15 protein-coding genes, 1 tRNA gene and 1 pseudogene are annotated in these 14919 nt (G+C 71.4%); 9 read left to right on the top strand and 8 right to left on the bottom strand.

Features of this window, described 5'->3' with window-relative positions:
• Positions 1 to 70 precede the first annotated feature (70 nt).
• Positions 71 to 838 (bottom strand): helix-turn-helix domain-containing protein, encoded by a 768-nt coding sequence (locus tag WMF14_RS33480; RefSeq protein ID WP_437792855.1) that lies wholly within the window; start codon positions 836 to 838, stop codon positions 71 to 73.
• 141 nt (positions 839 to 979) lie between these two features.
• Here WMF14_RS33480 and WMF14_RS33475 point away from each other — a divergent pair, with 141 nt between their 5' ends.
• On the top strand, positions 980 to 1321 hold the full coding sequence (locus WMF14_RS33475) for a hypothetical protein (RefSeq protein ID WP_437792854.1): 342 nt from the start codon (positions 980 to 982) through the stop codon (positions 1319 to 1321).
• Between the two features lie 36 nt (positions 1322 to 1357).
• Here the strand turns inward: WMF14_RS33475 and WMF14_RS33470 are convergent, their stop codons facing one another.
• Positions 1358 to 2449, bottom strand: a complete 1092-nt coding sequence (locus WMF14_RS33470) for a peroxiredoxin-like family protein (RefSeq protein ID WP_437792853.1) — start codon at positions 2447 to 2449, stop codon at positions 1358 to 1360.
• Between the two features lie 88 nt (positions 2450 to 2537).
• Between WMF14_RS33470 and WMF14_RS33465 the strand changes: the two genes are divergently transcribed.
• Positions 2538 to 3452, top strand: coding sequence for a LysR substrate-binding domain-containing protein (locus WMF14_RS33465; protein ID WP_437792851.1), 915 nt, complete (start codon positions 2538 to 2540; stop codon positions 3450 to 3452).
• 423 nt (positions 3453 to 3875) lie between these two features.
• Entirely contained in the window at positions 3876 to 4232 is a 357-nt protein-coding gene (locus WMF14_RS33460; protein ID WP_437792849.1) for a hypothetical protein, read from the top strand.
• 68 nt (positions 4233 to 4300) lie between these two features.
• Here WMF14_RS33460 and tnpA read toward each other — a convergent pair whose 3' ends face one another.
• Both tnpA and WMF14_RS33450 read right to left on the bottom strand, forming a co-directional pair.
• On the bottom strand, positions 4301 to 4828 hold the full coding sequence (gene tnpA, locus WMF14_RS33455) for an IS66 family insertion sequence element accessory protein TnpA (protein ID WP_437792848.1): 528 nt from the start codon (positions 4826 to 4828) through the stop codon (positions 4301 to 4303).
• A 40-nt stretch (positions 4829 to 4868) separates the two neighbouring features.
• Positions 4869 to 5384: a hypothetical protein gene (locus WMF14_RS33450; protein WP_437792846.1), complete on the bottom strand. Its 516-nt coding sequence runs from the start codon at positions 5382 to 5384 to the stop codon at positions 4869 to 4871.
• On the opposite strand from WMF14_RS33450, the pseudogene WMF14_RS33445 reads away from it, so the two are divergent.
• From WMF14_RS33445 to WMF14_RS33435, 3 genes and pseudogenes are all read left to right on the top strand, one after another.
• Positions 5277 to 5549: pseudogene (locus WMF14_RS33445) on the top strand (tyrosine-type recombinase/integrase); the annotation flags it as partial. The gene WMF14_RS33450 and the pseudogene WMF14_RS33445 sit on opposite strands and share 108 nt — an antisense overlap.
• A 287-nt stretch (positions 5550 to 5836) precedes the next feature.
• A tRNA-Leu gene (locus WMF14_RS33440) sits at positions 5837 to 5919 on the top strand.
• A 445-nt stretch (positions 5920 to 6364) separates the two neighbouring features.
• Positions 6365 to 6565 (top strand): hypothetical protein, encoded by a 201-nt coding sequence (locus WMF14_RS33435; protein WP_272095040.1) that lies wholly within the window; start codon positions 6365 to 6367, stop codon positions 6563 to 6565.
• Between the two features lie 238 nt (positions 6566 to 6803).
• Here WMF14_RS33435 and WMF14_RS33430 read toward each other — a convergent pair whose 3' ends face one another.
• Together WMF14_RS33430 and hutH are read right to left on the bottom strand one after the other, a co-directional pair.
• On the bottom strand, positions 6804 to 7151 hold the full coding sequence (locus WMF14_RS33430; protein WP_272095039.1) for a hypothetical protein: 348 nt from the start codon (positions 7149 to 7151) through the stop codon (positions 6804 to 6806).
• A 107-nt stretch (positions 7152 to 7258) separates the two neighbouring features.
• Entirely contained in the window at positions 7259 to 8803 is a 1545-nt protein-coding gene (hutH, locus tag WMF14_RS33425) for a histidine ammonia-lyase (protein WP_437324062.1), read from the bottom strand.
• A 237-nt stretch (positions 8804 to 9040) separates the two neighbouring features.
• Between hutH and WMF14_RS33420 the strand changes: the two genes are divergently transcribed.
• Together WMF14_RS33420 and WMF14_RS33415 are read left to right on the top strand one after the other, a co-directional pair.
• On the top strand, positions 9041 to 10834 hold the full coding sequence (locus WMF14_RS33420) for a hypothetical protein (protein ID WP_437792844.1): 1794 nt from the start codon (positions 9041 to 9043) through the stop codon (positions 10832 to 10834).
• A 139-nt stretch (positions 10835 to 10973) separates the two neighbouring features.
• Entirely contained in the window at positions 10974 to 11963 is a 990-nt protein-coding gene (locus WMF14_RS33415; RefSeq protein ID WP_437792842.1) for a D-cysteine desulfhydrase family protein, read from the top strand.
• A 15-nt stretch (positions 11964 to 11978) separates the two neighbouring features.
• Here the strand turns inward: WMF14_RS33415 and WMF14_RS33410 are convergent, their stop codons facing one another.
• On the bottom strand, positions 11979 to 12755 hold the full coding sequence (locus WMF14_RS33410; RefSeq protein ID WP_437792840.1) for an NTP transferase domain-containing protein: 777 nt from the start codon (positions 12753 to 12755) through the stop codon (positions 11979 to 11981).
• Between the two features lie 170 nt (positions 12756 to 12925).
• Here WMF14_RS33410 and WMF14_RS33405 point away from each other — a divergent pair, with 170 nt between their 5' ends.
• Entirely contained in the window at positions 12926 to 13699 is a 774-nt protein-coding gene (locus WMF14_RS33405) for an acyl-CoA desaturase (protein WP_437792839.1), read from the top strand.
• Positions 13700 to 13820: 121 nt separating this feature from the next.
• Here WMF14_RS33405 and WMF14_RS33400 read toward each other — a convergent pair whose 3' ends face one another.
• A complete protein-coding gene (locus WMF14_RS33400) occupies positions 13821 to 14915 on the bottom strand; it encodes a hypothetical protein (RefSeq protein ID WP_437792837.1) in 1095 nt (364 codons plus the stop codon).
• Positions 14916 to 14919: the final 4 nt, after the last annotated feature.

Below are 14919 nucleotides of genomic sequence, written 5' to 3'. Positions count from 1 at the left end.
CCCCGCGCCTCGACCGTGCGCTTGTCGGGCTTCCTCGCGGGATCGAAGCGGAGACGGGCTTGGCGAGCGCTCAGCGTCGCGCACTGGAACGCAGGAAGCGCCCGGGGGGCTGGCCGGTGACAGCGCGCAGCTCGCGAGTGAAGTGCGATTGATCGAAGTAGCCGGCCTGCTGCGCGAGCTCGGCGAGGCTCGAGCCGGGCCTCCAAGCCTCCAGGGCGTGGCGCAGGCGCAGCAGCGACGCGAGCTGCTTCGGCGTCGCGCCCACGGCGCGCCTGAACCGCTTCTCGAGCGGATCCTGGCTGATGCCGAGGTGCCGCGCGAGGGCGCCGATGCGCACCGCGCCCCGCGCCTCCTCGAGCGCGCGCACGGCCGCAGCGACGACGGGATCGAGGACCGCGGTCTGGCACCGTTCGAGCAGCATCGATTCCAGGGCCGCGACCCTCGTGGCGTCGTCGCTCGCCTCCGCGATGCGCGTGCTCAGGCGCTCGACGTCTGCGCGCGGGACGAGGTCGAGGAGCGTCGACGTCTGTCCGAAGAGCTCGTGGAGCGGCTGCGGGAAGAACGCCGCGGCCCCGCCAGGCCGAAACAGCGCGAGCGTGATTCGGCCGCCCGCGCTGGTGCGCATGAGCCGCGCCGTGCTCGTCATCCCGGAGAGCATCGCGTCGGGCAAGCGCGAGGCGCTTTCGCCGTCCAGCACGCTCGCGGCGCCGCGATCGCGCACGCCGAGCACGAGCCCCAGCTCGGGCAGACGCACGTGCGTCGTCTCCTCGTCGACCTCCACGAGCATGAACGCGCGCACGAACGGCGCGAGCGCGGCGCTGGGAGCGACGAGCTTCATCGGCGATGGATCGTACCGGATGGGGGAGCGCCCGCCGAGCAGATCGATGAATTCGTACAATTCGGGCAGGACCGGGCTTGCCAATGTGAGCGCGTCGAGACCCGAGCGCCTCGCGAACCTCACTCTACCAAGGAAGGCACCATGCCCGAGTTCGTCTTGATCTTTCGTCCCACACGCTCCACGAGCGCGGCCGAGCTGCCGAAGCGCAACGCAACCGCGCGCGATTGGGTGCTCGCGCGCCACGAGGAGGGCACGCTCCGCCTGGCGTGCCCACTCGAGGACGCGGGCGCCGGAACGGTCGTCTCGGACGCCGGCGTCAGCCCAATCCCGCCCGACCGCGCGATCGCCGCGGTGCTCGTGGTCGACGCGGCCGACCTCGACTGCGCCGTCGCGATCGCGAAGAGTTACCCGAACCTGGCCTTCGCCTCGGAGATCGAGGTGCGTCCCGTCAGGCCGACCGCGCCTCGGCCCCCGCCGCCGTGAGCGTCCTCGTCGCCGGAGCCACCGGGAGGTGCTCCATCACCGCGCGCACACCTCGGCGGCCACGCGCACGCTCGACGACGCAGGCGCACGCGTCAGCGCGAGGACCTCGTCGACCGACCACTGATCGCCCGCGTGCTCGCCGTACTTGCTCGCGAGCACGCGGCCGTCGGGCGTGACGAGGAAGTCGGCCGGGAGCCCGAAGCGACCGCCGGTCGGGATCAGCGCGGGCGGCCGCTCGCGTCCGCGCAGGATCGCGATCGCGCTCCGCGCCACCGAGCGGACGATGGTGGGCCACACGCGCGGATCGAACACCGAGAGGAGCGACGGTTCGGCGCCGAGCTCCGCGTAGAGCCGCTTCTCTGGATCGGGCACCACAGCGAAGGGGAGCCCGTCGGCGTGGAGCCGGAGCTCGTCGGCGCTCGAGTGGAACACGACCACCTCGCGGATCCCGGCCGCTGCGATCTCGTCGTGACGGACGGTGATCGAGCGGAGGTGGAGGTTGCACACCGGACAGCCCGCGAAGCGACGGAGCTGGAGGTGCACGATCCGCGTGGGATCGGGGATGCGGATCCGCTCGCCGTGGACGCCGACGAGCTCGCGCGCGCCGAGCACGCCCCCGGGCGCGAGCCTCGTGACACGGCGGCGCAGGCCGCCGATCAGGCTGAGGGCCGCGATCGCGGTGATCGCCGCTGGGACGATCTGCCCGACGCCGGTGATCTCGAAGAAGGCATCGCTGGGGAGCTCGTAGGTGGGCGGCGGGAACATCCGGAGGAGCAGGTCGCGAGGCGCGCCCGCGAAGAAAAGGACGTTCTTCGCGAGGTGGTTGTATGCGCCCTCGAAGAGCCCGATCGACGTCACCGGGAACGCGAGGGCGAGCGCCGCGAGCGAGCCCCCGGAGATGCGGCCGGCGCGCGTGCCCGGGCTCCGCCGGTACCCCGCATACGCCAGCGCGATGGGGACGCAGAGCGCGAGCGCGACGGCGGCGCCGTGGAGGCGCCACGGCGTCGCGTACCGAACGCCGCCGTAGACGTGGTGGATTGCGGTCGCGACGAGCGTCGTGATCGCTCCGATGATGACCGCCCGGGCGCGCGGGCTGGGAGAGGTGGGGCCGACGTTCACGGTGCTCATGCAGGGCACCGTGGCTCGTGCGCGCGGCGCAAACCATCGCCGAAGGCGAACAACTTTCGTGCATGATACGCATCAATCGAGGTGCGACATGGACCGACTCGCAGCGATCGAAGCGTTCGTCGAGGCCGCGGAGCTCGGGAGCTTCACGCTCGCCGCGCGCCGGCTGCGCGTCACGCCGTCCGCTGTCAGCCGCCGCATCACGCAGCTCGAGGGCGAGGTCGGCGTGCGGCTCTTCCACCGCACCACGCGCGCGGTGACGCTCTCCGACGAAGGGCGCGCGTTCTTCGAGCGCGCCCGCGCCGCGCTGCGCGAGCTCGACGACGCGCAGCGCGCCACCTCGGGTCTGCGCGATCGACCGGCCGGACTCCTCCGCGTGGAGGCGCCGACGGTGATCGGTCGCCACGTGATCGTGCCGGTGCTCGCGCGCTTCGCCGAGCGCTACCCCGACGTCGACGTCGAGCTCGTGCTGCGCGACGACCCGGCCGATCTCGCGTCGGAGCGGATCGACGTCGCGGTCCGGCTGGGCACGCTGCCGGACTCGGGCCTGATCGCACGCCCGGTCGGCCGCTCTCGGATGCTCGTCTGCGGCGCGCCCGGCTACCTGCGCAAGCACGGCCGGCCTCGCACGGTCGACGACCTCGAGCGCCACGTGCGCCTCGGGTACGCGCTGCACGGCCGGCTCATCCCGTGGCGCCTCCGCGACGGCGTGAAGGTGCGCGAGATCGCGCCCACGCGGCGCATCGTCGTCGACGACGGCGAGGCGCTGATCGAGCTGGCGATCGAGGGCGCCGGCTTCGCGTGGCTCTGCGACTTCATGCTGGCGCGCGCGGGCAAGGCGCGGAAGCTCGTCGAAGTGCTCCCGGACACCGCGTGCGATGCGGCCGCGATCTCGGTCGTATCGCTCCCGACCCGCCACGTCCTGCCGAAGGTGCGCGCCTTCACCGAGCACCTCCGCCGCGCCCTCGCGCCCGACGGCGCGGCGAAGCGGCGCTCTACGCGGTGATCCGGCGACCTGGTGAGGGGTGGGCGCGGTTCGGCGACCTGGGTCTTCTGGGTAGCAACGCACGCTGAATTCGGAGAGGAACGCTCCCTTTGCTACGGTAGGGGTATGCGCTCCTGGCTCCTCCTCCTTGCGTTGGGTGTTTCAGCGGCCTGCGGATCCTCGAATCTCAGCGGTGAAACGACAAGCGGCGCTGGCGCAGCGGGCGGCTCCGACGGCGCGGGCGCGGCAGGCGGTTCCGGCGGCGCGGGCGCGGTGGGCGGCGCGGGCGCGGGCATGACGGCCAGCTCCAGCGGCGCGGGCGCGGCGGGTGGTTCCGGCAGCGCGGGCGGCGCGTGTACGCCGTGGAGCGATTCCGGCGAACTATGCGCGACGACGGTTCAGTGCGAGGCGCCAAAGGCCACATGTTCGTGCAGTGGCAGCGCCGTGGGTTGCCTCGACGCCGTGACCTTCCAGCCGATCGAGCTCCGCGGGCCGACGGTCCCGCCGCCGGACGGCGCGTGCTGCGACACGGAGGGGATGACCTGCGGCGGGTACTCGGACTGCGGGCCGGTCTGTCATTGCCAGGGCGGCGCGTGGTCCTGCACGACGCCGGCCGCGTGTCAGCCCCTCGTGTGCCCCGCGGATAGCGAGGAGCTGCTCATGCTGGACGGCACGGCGTGTCCGGACCACGTCGGCCTCGAGTGCCCCAAGGCGCCCGGCTGCACGTCCGTGCGCTGCACGTGCGCGCTGAATCCGGAGACGGGAACAGCCTTGTGGCAATGCCTCCCGTTCCCCTGCTGAAGGAGCAGCGATGCCCGATGGAATCATCGGCGGCTCAAGGAGCACGCGAATCGTCGCAAGCGCGTCTATCAACTCCTCGTTGCGGGCGACTCCATCCGTCGCCACCGCGCAGTAAAAAGCGCGCCGCGGAGGCAGGCGGCGGAGAGATCCCGAGGCGGGCGGCGCAAGTCGAGCGGCTCGGTGGCGACGTAGATCGAGACGCGGCCCGGGATCATCGCTCGCACTCCGAGTGCGCGAACGACGCGCGCCAGCGTATCCTCATCGAACGTCGGTGGCACGCGCACGACCGCCCCGTCCGGAAACACGATCTCCAGCGCCGTGCCCGGCGAGCACGCTGTAGCGCTCGACGGGGCGACCACCACAGGCAGCAATGCCGGCAGCGTCGCCTTCTCCGAGCGCTGCCGGTACTCGCTTCGCTTCATCCCCAGCCGGCGGCTCCAGGAGTAGATCGTGCCTGCGTTGACCCCCTCCCGCTCCACGAACACGGGGGCGGATTGCCCACTCTTGTACCAGCGCGCCACCTGGTCGCGCCAGATGCGTCTGCTTTCGTCCATCACACCTCCGGCGCGGATCTCTACGCAGCGCAGAGGCGTCAAGACAGCATGCAGGTCACCGAACGCGACCGTTCGGCTAGCTCTAGACCTCGGGCGAGCTCGCATGTCCCCCGACCATGTCAAGCCAAAGCGCAGTGTGGAGCAGGACTTCTACCGCTTCGACCATCACATCTAACCGGTCGCCGGCCACGTCCCCGTCGCGGCCTTCACGCTCGACGACACCGAGCGCGTCACGCGTGCGCTCCCGCTGATGTCCCCCGCGTCGCGCCGCCACATCGCGCAGCTCTTGCGCCGGCTCATCGCGATGGCTGTCTTCTGGTGCCGTCTCCTCGGGACCAACCCGCTCCCCCGTGGCTTCCTCCCGAAGCTCGGCCTCGCGAAGGCGAAGGCCTGCCTCTACCTCAACGAGGACGCGCGCCTGCTGGCCAGCATCGCGATCCCGCTGTGCTGGCGTGTCTTCTGGGGCTTCCTGAACCGCGAGGGCCCACGCATCAGTGAGGCGGCGCGCCTGCAGGTGCAGGACGCCGATCTCGATCGCGGCGCGCTGCGCCTCGAGAAGAACAAGAAGAACGACCCCCGCGCATGGGCACTCTCGCACGGCACGACACAAGCGCTGCGCGCCTGGCTCGCGCTCCGCGGCAACCGGGCGCCCTCCGCGCCGCTATTCGTGAATGAGGACGGCGAACGCTTCAGCGTCGAGAACGCCGCCGGGCGACTTCGCTCTCACCTTCAACTCGCCGGTATCGACTGTCCGGAGCTCTTCGAGGACACGGACGAGCGCCAGCAGGTGCGCGCCCACGACACGCGCTCAACGTTCATCACAGTCGCCCTTGGCGAACGGCCGCAGCGCGACCTGGGTGGCCGACAGAACCGGCCATCGATCGAGCGTGATGAGCAAGAGATACCGCCGAGCTACCAGGACGTTTGCAGAGCCGGGCCTCGGCGAGCTAGCTTCCCTCGCCCAGCCGATCCCCGCGCTCGCGGGAAACGGCACGGAAGAGGGAGGACGCGGGTCCCCAAAGGTAAAAATCAAAGTAATATCAACATCTTGGCCCCGTGGCGAAATGGCAGACGCGGTGGATTTAAAATCCGCGGCCCTCGCGGGCGTCCCGGTTCGAGTCCGGGCGGGGCTACCTCGTAAGTGCGGCGCACCGAGCAGGCGGACGGTGACGCGCTCTGGAGCCGCGGCACCCCCATCGCCCAGGAGCCGCCAGCTCGATTGATCCTCACCCTGCCCACAGCACCCCGGCTCCCCGGCACCTCACACTCTCCGAGGTTGCCCGAGGTTGCGCAGCGCGCTTCGTGGTGTGGGGAACCGCGCGGGAAGCGGCGGGGTCGACCTCGACCTCGCACCCAGCGGCTCACCTGAGCTGCTCGCCGCCTTGAACGGGACCAGGTCGCGCAGGGCGCGCATCGCGCCTCGTGGCGCCGACGTACCCGGGACGCCGCATGCCCGTCACGGTCTGATGGGAGCCTGCCATGGTCCGGCGGGAACCCGATGGGAAACGGCGCGCAGCCACGCTCGTGTCCTCTGGGCTCGACAAGCCGAGTGGATTCGAGTAATGGGAGCGCCACTCCATGGATCTGGACATCGACTGTCTGCGCGAGGCGAAGGTAGAGAACGTAGAACGTCTCGCACACGCTCTGGGCGTCAAGCTGCCCGAGCACAAGCGCCACGACAGGCGCGCCTACAACCGTGAGCTCATCCGCGTGGTGATGCAGGGCATCCGGCGCGACGCCGAGCGATCGCGTGGCCGCAGGTTCTTCGGTCGCAGCTGACGATTCCAGCCCTACAGTAGGCCACCGAAGGGCGCTGGCCGACACTGTCCCTACTTCCTCTCCCGATCCTGGCAAGACGGCAGTTCTCCGCATCGATCGGAGAATCGCGCTCCAGGAGCTGATTCATCCAGGAAAGCCGCCCCCAGCGGCCTACCCGGTCCCCCCAACCCCCGCGGCCTCCCGTCAGTCCCCCCGCGGCCTTCCGCCCCCAGCGGCCTCCCATCAGTCCCCCAGCCGTCTACCGCCCCTGCGGCTTGCTCCGCAGGGTCAGCCGGCTCCCGGTCACCCGGCTCCGGGCCGCCATCAGCAGCGGCGCCGCCGGTGTGAGCGGATCCACCAGGTCGTTCACCTGGAGCATCGCCCTGTCCGCCACCTTCCACGCCGCCGACAGCCCCGACGCCCCCTGCTGGGGCGATCCGGCCAGATCCAGCGCCCGGCTCAGCTCCTTGCCCACCTGCGCGATGCGAGCGAGCTCCTCCCGCGACGACCCCCCCTCCTTCGCCGCCGCGTAGATCGTCCGCACCACCCCGAGCAGATCCCGCACGGCATCGAAGGGAAACGGCGGGGCGCTGACCGGAATGGGCACTGAGCCAATGTACAGCAACTCGCCCCGCAATGGACCGATCGCATTCCCTTATCTCGCGTAAGATTTCCTCTAAATCGTCTCAGATGTAACTTTCGTAACAGAAATAATCAGTTGAGAGGCCCCACCGCTTCCTCCACCGCGGCGATGAGCGCCCCGCTCTGGATGAGCTCCGCGGCCGCCGCGATGTCGCGGTAGAGGGGGCGGTCCTCGGTGAGCCCGGGCACCACGCGGCGGATGGCGGCGTGGGCGGCCGCGACGCCCGCGCTGGGGCGGAGCGGGAGCCGCTGGTCCACGCCCTGGGCCGCCGTGATGAGCTCGATCGCCAGCGAGCTCCGGACGTTCTCGATCACCTGCGCGAGCTTTCGGGCGCTGATGCTGCCCATGCTCACGTGGTCCTCGCGGCCGGCGCTCGAGGGGATCGAGTCGACGCTCGCCGGGTGGCAGAGCACCTTGTTCTCGCTCACCAGCGAGGCGCTCGCCACCTGGGCGATCATGAACCCCGAGTGCAGCCCGCTGTGCGGCGCCAGGAACGGCGTGAGCCCGGTCGAGAGCGCGGGGTTGACCAGCTGCTCGACCCGCCGCTCGCTGATGTTCGCGAGCTCCGCCGCCGCCATCGCGGCGAGATCCAGGGCGAGCGCGACCGGCTGCCCGTGGAAGTTGCCGCCCGAGATCAGCTCGGCGCCGCCATCCGGCCCATCCCCGAGGAACACCGTGGGGTTGTCCGTGACGCTGTTGACCTCGCGGGTCAGCACCTCGGCGGCCCAGGCGACAGCGTCGCGCGTCGCGCCGTGGACCTGGGGCATGCAGCGGAGCGAGTAGGCGTCCTGCACCCTGGGGCAGTCCGCGTGGCTCTGCATGATCTCGCTGCCCCCGAGGAGCGCCCGCAGGTTGCCGGCCGTGCAGGCCTGGCCCGGGTGCGGGCGGACGCGCATCAGCCGCTCGTCGAACGGGCGCTTCGAGCCCATCAGCGCTTCCAGGCTCACCGCGCCGGCGATGTCCGCGACCGTGCAGAGCGCGGCCGCGTCCCGCAGCGCCAGCGCGCCGAGCGCGGTCATGTACTGGGTCCCGTTGATCAGCGCGAGCCCCTCCTTCGCCGCGAGCTCGATCGGCGCGAGGCCGGCCTTCGCGAGCGCCACCGCGCTCGGCATGAGCTGCCCCTCGAAGCGCGCCTCTCCCTCGCCGATGAGCACCAGCGCGAGGTGCGCGAGCGGGGCCAGATCGCCCGACGCGCCGACCGACCCCTGCGCAGGGATGCGCGGGCTCACGCGGCGCTCGAGCAGGGCGGCGAGCAGATCGAGCACCTCCGTGCGCACCCCCGAGTGCCCCAGCGCGATCACCTGCGCGCGCAGGACGATCATGGCGCGCACCTCGGCTTCGCCGAGCTCCGGCCCGACCCCGCAGGCGTGGCTCCGCACGAGGTTGCGCTGGAGCGCCCGGATGTCGTGATCCGCGATGCGCGTCTCCGCGAGCGCGCCGAAGCCGGTGTTGATCCCGTACACCGCCGGCGCAGCGTCGCCCGCCGCCGCGATCGCGTCGATCGCGCGGCGCGAGGCCGCCGCCCGCTCGCGCGCCTCGGCGCAGATCGCCGCCGGACGACCGCGCCGCGCGACCTCCTCGAGATCCGCGAGCGAGAGCGGGCGGCCGAGGAGCAACGGACGCGACGGATCCGACGGAGGCGACGAAGGCGGCGGAGGCGGCGAAGAAGGAGAACCAGCGGCGGCGCTCGGCGTGGAAAGGGTCACGAAGGCGCACGCTAGAGCGGCGGATGCCCCGCGAAAAGCCAGCTGCGCGCCGTTGGCGGAAGAATCCAGTGCCCCGCGGGGATCGATCCGCCTATCCTTCAGGCGCGCGTTCCCGGCCGGGCGCTGGTGAGCGGCTGCTTGCTTCCGATGCGCTTCGCCTTCGTCACCCTCGCCCCCCTTGCGTTTGCTGTCGCGCTCGCCTCGCCGAGCGCGGCTCAGCCCGTCGAGGAAGCGAGCGCCGGGCGAGGCTCTCCGAGCGCGGCTCAGCCCGTCGAGGAAGCGAGCGCTGGGCGAGGCTCTCCGAGCGCGGCTCAGCCGGCCGCGCCGGCCGCGCCGGCCGCGCCGGCCGGCGACGACTTCGAGGAGCGGCTCGTGCTCGACACCGGCCGCAAGCCGCCGCCCCCGCCGGATCCCGCCCGATCGACGTTCTCTTTTCAGGGCGAGTACCAGCTCCGCTACCGCGCCATGAGCGATCTGCCGCTCCGGGCGCCGCCCCTGTCGGCTCCGGGCGCGACGACGCTCGGGCAGAGCCAGTACATCGCCCACTGGCTGCGCCTCTCGCCGCGCTTCCACTTCAAGGACAAGGCCTCGATCGTGGCGCAGATCGACGTCGTCCGGGGCCTCATCGCCGGGGACACCACGCGTGACGTCGAGCAGGTGCGCGACGCGCGGGCCGCCCTGGCGTGGTACGAGGTGCACCCGCGCGCCCTCTACCTGGAGGTGCCGTGGGCGCTCGGCGTCGTCCGGGTGGGCCAGCAGAGCGCGCACTGGGGGATGGGGCTCGTCGTCAACGACGGCGAGCACGCGAGCGTCTTCGGCGACTACGAGCGCGGATCGCTCATGGAACGCGTCCTCTTCGCGGCCACGCCGATGGGGAAGGGCGGGCCGCTCCACGTGACCGTGGCGGGCGACCTCGTGTTCGAGGACAACGCGGCCGACCTGCTCGGCAACGACGTCGAAGGGCAGGACGAAGGCGAGGGTGATCGCGCCTTCCAGGCGGTCGTGTCCGCGCTCTGGCGAGAGCGGCGCGGCGAGATCGGGATCTACGGCGCCATGCGGCGGCAGGCGCGCGAGCGCCGCGCGAAGACGAGCCCGGCCCGGTTCAGCGAGGTGCTCACGTCCGGCATCCTCGACGTGGCAGGCAGATTCAACGCGCCGGTGCCGGGGGGCCGCGCCCACGTCTACGGCGAGCTCGAGGCCGCGGTGATCCTCGGGGCGGCGTCGTTCGCCCCGAGCGGGCCCCCGCCGCCCTCCGGCCACGCGTTCGGGCGCTCGCCCGTGACGGTGCGCTCGGTCGGCGGCGCGGCGACGCTCGGCGCGGTGCACGTCGCGGGCCGCGGGGCGCGGCCAGCCGCGCGGTGGGGGCGCGTCGTCACGGAGATCGAGGCCGGCTACGCCTCGGGCGACGACGACCCGACGGACGGCGTGTCGCGGCGCTTCACCTTCGATCCGAGCCACAACGTCGGGCTCCTCCTGTTCGACGAGGTGCTCGCCTGGAAGACAGCGCGCGCGGCCACGATCGCCGAGCGGGAGCTCTTCGCCGCGTCCCCCGAGCCAGGCATCAGGTCGCTGCCGTCCAAGGGAGGCGTGCCCGGCGCCGCCTACGTGAACCCGCGCATCATCGTGCGGCCGGCGCGCTGGCTCGACCTCAAGGCGGGCGCGGTCATCGCCGAGGCGACCTCGGATCTGGTCGATCCCTACGGCGCCCCGCGGGCGGGCGGCAGCCTGGCCAACTACGACGGCGGCGACAGCCGCCGCCGCGATCTCGGCGTCGAGCTGGACCTCGGCGTCGACGCGCGCATCGCGATGGGCAGGCTCGTCACCCTCCAGTTCGGCACCGAGGCCGGGGTCCTGTTCCCGGGCGGCGCCTTCGACGACGCCGCGGGCGCCGAGCTCCCCGATCAGTACCTGCTCACGCTCAAGCTGGGCGTGATCCACTGAGCCGGCCAGGGCTCGCCTGGCCCTCGGTCGAGCTCGCGCGCGACACAGCAGACGAGGGCCGCCCAGGATGCTAGAGGGCGGTTGCGAGGGCCGCCCGCGCGCAGCAGCGGGCGCCCCTGGCAGACAGCGGAGAGAAACGATGCGCAAACGACTCGCGCTGAGCCACCTTCCGACACCGATCCAGCGCCCGCAGCGGCTCGCCGAGGCGCTCGGCGTCGACCTCTACGTGAAGCGCGACGACATGACCGCGGGCGCGGAGGCCGGCAACAAGATCCGCAAGCTCGAGTACCTGCTCGCCGCCGCGCGGGAGGAGGGCGCAGGCTGCGTGATCACCTGCGGCGGCCTCCAGTCGAACCACGCGCGCGCGACCGCGCTGGTGAGCGCCTCGCTCGGCCTGCGCTCGGTGCTGTTCCTGCGCACGAGCGACCCGTCGGCCCACGCGCCGCTCGAGGGCAACGTGCTGCTCGACCGGCTCGCCGGCGCAGAGATCCGGCTGATCTCGCCCGAGGCGTACAGGGACCGCGGCGCCCTGATGGCCGAGGCGGCCGCCGAGATCCGCGCGGCGGGCGGCCGGCCGTACGTGATCCCCGAGGGCGGCTCGAACGGCCTCGGCGCGCTCGGCTACGTGCGCGCGATGGAGGAGATCCGGAAGCAGCTCGACCTCGGCCTCGCGGGGGGCAAGCCGTTCGACGTCATCGTGCACGCGTGCGGCTCGGGCGGGACGGCGGCGGGCACCGCGCTCGGCGCGGCCCGCTACGAGGTCGCCGGCGAGGTGCGCTCGATGGCGGTCTGTGACGACAGGGCGACGTTCGCGCGGATCGTTGTCGGGATCATGGACGACGCGCGCGCGCTCGAGCCGCGCCTCGGCTCGCCCGCCCACCTCGTCATCGACGACTCGGCGAAGGGCCCTGCCTACGGGGTGTCCACGCCGGAGCAGCGAGCGCGGATCCTCCAGGTGGCGCGGCTGTCGGGCCTCGTCCTCGACCCCGTGTACACGGGCAAGGCGTTCTCCGGGCTCTGGGACCTGGCCGAGCGAGGCGAGCTCTCGGGCAAGCGGGTGCTGTTCCTGCACACCGGCGGCCTCCCCGGCCTCCTCGCCCAGGGGGCGACCTTCGCCGACGCGCTCTAGAACCGATCAGAGCCCTCAGGGCGCGCCGCGCCACCACGCGTCGGCCATCGACGCGTCTTCCAGGGTGTCGATCTCCATGTAGCCGCCGTGGGTGTCGAGCTTGCGGAGGTCGGCGCCGGACTCGATCATGTGCTCTAGCAGATCGATGAGGTAGGCCCGCTGGAACGTGCGGCCCTCGCGGAACTCCGGCCGATTCGAGAAGGCGTCGCGCGCGGCGTCGAAGGCGGCCAGGAACTGCCCGGCGCCCCGCGCCGAGAGCTTCATCACCCCGATGAACTCGCCGGTCGCGGACTCCGGAGGGATGCGGCGCGAGATCTGGAGGACGCGATCCCCCTCGGCGCCGCCGGCGCGGAGCTTCTCGGCGTCGGTCTCGGGGTGCTGCGAGCGGCCCACGTAGCGGCGCCGCCAGTCCGTGTCGCAGGCGAGCGCGATGTCGAGCGGAGAGCGGACCAGCCCCGCCACGATCTCGGGCCGGTAGACGATGTCGGCGTACGTCGAGACGAAGCCGCCCTCGAGGTGCTCGCGCGCGCAGAGGAGCGAGAGAAGGATGTTGTTCTGCTCCCAGTCGCGGTTCTCGACGTACGTCAGATCCGGGTAGGCGGCCCGGATGACGTCGGCCTTGTAGCCGCAGACGAACACGATATCCGACCGCCGGAAGCCGCCCGCGGCGAGCGCCTCGAGGATGCCGTCGAGCATCGGGCGGCCAAGGATCGGGACCAGCGTCTTCGGCAGCTCTTCGGTCAGGTGACGCAGCCGGCTGCCCCGGCCCGCACCGATGATCACGGCCTTCACGACACCGCTGTTACCATGAACGGACTCGGTTTATCACGGACAATCACGGGGATTCCCACGGAATCCCGCGGACATAGAGGTGACCCGAGGCCGCGCGGACCCGGGGCCCGTTACGGAATCGTGACCGTGAGCTGACCCCCTGCCGCGCGTCACCGGGTTAAGACGCGAACATGGAGATCGCGATCGTCCTCATCGCCCACTCTACGCTCTCGGTCTTTTTCCAGACCTTCTTCCTGCACCGGTACGCCTCGCATCGGATGTTCACGATGTCGAAGCCATGGGAGCGGATTTTCCACTTCCTCACGTACCTCACGCAGGGCTCGTCGTACCTCGTGCCCTGGGTTTACGCGATCTTGCATCGCATGCACCACGCGTACAGCGACACGCCGAAGGATCCGCACTCGCCGCGGTACTACTCGAATGTTGTCCGGATGATGCTGGACACCGCGCACCGCTACGACGCGATCTACGACGGCACGGCCGACGTGGAGCCGCGCTTCCTCGGCGGCTACCCCCAGTGGCCCACGCTCGATCGCATCGGCAACGCGTGGATCGGCCGGCTCGCGTGGGGCACCGGCTACGTGCTCTTCTACGTGGCCTTCGCCTCGCACTGGTGGCAGTTCCTGTTCCTCCCGCTCCACTGGACCATGGGCCCGCTGCACGGGGCGATCGTCAACTGGTGCGGCCACCGCTACGGCTACCGCAACTTCAACAGCGACGACGATTCCCGCAACACGCTGGTCCTCGACATCGTGACGCTCGGCGAGCTCTTCCAGAACAACCACCACAAGTACTCGATGAGCCCGAACTTCGCGGTGCGGTGGTTCGAGATCGACCCGGCGTATCAGGTCATCCGCGTGCTTGCCTGGGTGGGGATCATCCGGATGTCCGACAAGCGCCAGGTCGCCCGGCTCGAGCCCGAGGTCGCGCAGGCCGAAGGGTAGAGCGGGGCGTATCTTCATCTGCACCCCGCTCCATGGGACCGGCCGCCGGCCGCGCGAGCAGCGCGGCCGGTACGGCTGGCCGTGAAGCTGCGCGCGGAGCCGAGGCCCCGCGCGCAAGGGCTCACTCGAACAGCTGCCGGAACGCGCCGGGGACGTCCTTCGGACCGATCTGCTCCTTGCGCTTGTTGAACTCCGGCAGACACGCCTGGTACGCCGCGTCCACCCGCAGATCGCTCCCATCCCAGCTCGGGCGCCAGATCTCCATCGTCTCGCGCGCGAGATCGATGACGTCCTTGAACTGCCCGCGCTCCTTCAAGATCTGCGTGCTGAGCCCGTACATCAGCAGCCCGCCGGGGATCGCCCCGAGCGCCGTCGTGGCCAGGGCCGGATAGCAGATGCGCGCCGTCTTCGCCCCGAACCGCTCCTGGATCTCCGCCATCGTCTTGCGCTGCAGGATCTTCGCGCCGGCGAGCGGGCCCATCGCGTAGACCGGATCGTCGCTCGGGTAGTCGTAGTCGCAGAAGGACACAACGCTCTCGCCCTTCGCGATGAGCCCCGCCGCGGCGAGCGGCTCGGCCCACAAGAGCGACGACGTGCCCATGAACTTGTTGGTCCGCTCGATGTCCGCCTCGTTCGCGACGTCCACCTCGACGAGCCCGAGCTTGCGGATGTTCTCCGCGCGCGAGAAATCAGGGACCTGGAGCACCGGATCGAACGCGACGTCGAGGTCCTTCACCTTGGTCGGCCCGTGCTCCGCGTACCGCTTCATCGCGCCCGCCGCGATGCCGTTCACGAGGTGCACCGCCCGATACCGCTCCTTCAGCGCGGCGACGACCTCGTCGATCACCTGCGGCCTCGTGGCGTCGTTGTTCCAGAAGCGCGCGGTGAGCCCCTCGGCCTCCGCCGCGTCCGAGATCGCCTTCACGTGGTGCGGGCCGATCTGCATCTTCTCGCTGTCGAAGTGCACGGCGAAGACCGCGGCCCGCTCCCCGAAGAGCAGCTGCAGGGCGAGCGCCCGGGTCATGCCGTTCGAGCCGCCCAGGATCAGCACCGCTGTGTCCGGGGCGATGCGCGCGCCCGCCGGGCTGATACGGGCGCGGTGCGCCGCGAGCTGCTCGGTCGCCACGCGCGCGCCGTGCTCGGCCAGCGAGCCCACGAGCGAGCGGCGATCGAGGCCGCCGAGAGGAAGCTTCTTGAAGGTCTCTAGGTCATCCATCACG

This window comes from Sorangium sp. So ce693 (assembly GCF_051521375.1).
Lineage (GTDB): Bacteria > Myxococcota_A > Polyangia > Polyangiales > Polyangiaceae > Sorangium > Sorangium atrum.
The sequence above is the reverse complement of the archived record's forward strand: the minus strand, read 5'-3'. Positions and strand labels throughout refer to the sequence as shown.

Excerpts from the sequence above, each read along its gene's own strand:
- WMF14_RS33465 (WP_437792851.1), top strand. The coding sequence starts at position 2,538 with ATGGACCGACTCGCAGCGATCGAAGCGTTCGTCGAGGCCGCGGAGCTC.
- WMF14_RS33435 (WP_272095040.1), top strand. The coding sequence starts at position 6,365 with ATGGATCTGGACATCGACTGTCTGCGCGAGGCGAAGGTAGAGAACGTA.
- WMF14_RS33480 (WP_437792855.1), bottom strand. The coding sequence starts at position 838 with ATGAAGCTCGTCGCTCCCAGCGCCGCGCTCGCGCCGTTCGTGCGCGCG.
- WMF14_RS33420 (WP_437792844.1), top strand. The coding sequence starts at position 9,041 with ATGCGCTTCGCCTTCGTCACCCTCGCCCCCCTTGCGTTTGCTGTCGCG.
- WMF14_RS33415 (WP_437792842.1), top strand. The coding sequence starts at position 10,974 with ATGCGCAAACGACTCGCGCTGAGCCACCTTCCGACACCGATCCAGCGC.
- WMF14_RS33475 (WP_437792854.1), top strand. The coding sequence starts at position 980 with ATGCCCGAGTTCGTCTTGATCTTTCGTCCCACACGCTCCACGAGCGCG.
- WMF14_RS33400 (WP_437792837.1), bottom strand. The coding sequence starts at position 14,915 with ATGGATGACCTAGAGACCTTCAAGAAGCTTCCTCTCGGCGGCCTCGAT.
- WMF14_RS33405 (WP_437792839.1), top strand. The coding sequence starts at position 12,926 with ATGGAGATCGCGATCGTCCTCATCGCCCACTCTACGCTCTCGGTCTTT.
- WMF14_RS33470 (WP_437792853.1), bottom strand. The coding sequence starts at position 2,449 with ATGAGCACCGTGAACGTCGGCCCCACCTCTCCCAGCCCGCGCGCCCGG.